The sequence below is a fragment of the Alphaproteobacteria bacterium genome (assembly GCA_024244705.1).
Taxonomy (GTDB): domain Bacteria; phylum Pseudomonadota; class Alphaproteobacteria; order JAAEOK01; family JAAEOK01; genus JAAEOK01.
Genome location: JAAEOK010000097.1, coordinates 1 through 856 on the forward strand (window position 1 = coordinate 1; position 856 = coordinate 856).

1 protein-coding gene is annotated in these 856 nt (G+C 49.4%); it reads right to left on the minus strand.

The window, feature by feature from the left end; all coding sequences use genetic code 11:
- Positions 1-856, minus strand: an 856-nt coding sequence (locus tag GY791_18005) for a hypothetical protein (protein MCP4330324.1), incomplete at both ends; no start/stop codon positions are given.

The following is an 856-nucleotide window of genomic DNA, read 5'->3' on the forward strand; positions in this document are numbered from 1 at the left end:
AATTATCCTTGTGATGGCCTCACCGGTATCCGCGTTTATCGTGTCCGCCACTTCGACAATCTTACCTGTCGCGGTTATTCCAGATGATATTGATGCTGTTTTGTCCAAAAACGCTGCATGGGTAAATGGCACATCGAAACTCACCCGAGTCTGTCTGTGACTGTCGAGCATCTCCACTTTTGCCCGCTCGACTGCAATCTCGATGCACTCATCGAGCCCCTCATAATCATTGTCAGCGTCGTAATAATCTCCATCGACATTGCCGCCGCCGCCGAATCCTCCGCCGCCAAGTTCAGCAAATCCACCCTTTGGAACTGTCACTTCCCCTGGTATCCCTGACACTCCGAAAACAGCTTGATGCAGTTCGCGCCCATCTGTTTCTGGTACCGATAGCGACTCGGTAGACTCTAGACCGTACTCTTCTTCAACCGGGATAACCCCATGAGTTGTTTGTGATTCTGGACAATTAATCTCAATAACGTGACTCATTGTAACGTCAATATCAAAACTTTTTGCCAATACCGCATCGGCACCGATTACGAGGTTGTCTGACCCACCCTTCCACAGAATTATATCGTATTGCCCGGCTCCACATCGAACCACTCCCGGCTCCGGTAGTTGCGTCCATGTGATAACTGACACGTCCCATCCGATACCGGAAAACGCATTAGTGACGTTATTTTTGCTCGGTATGATGCCAAAAAAAGCATCGTTGCCCCATCCGAGCAACTCGCATGTGTCCAGGTTCATATCCCAGTGAATCCGCCCCTGCTTCATCACGCGTCTATCAAAGCGGTACTCAATCGTGAGTCGGTTTTGATTGACGAGATTGGCTTTATCCACATACGACACATTC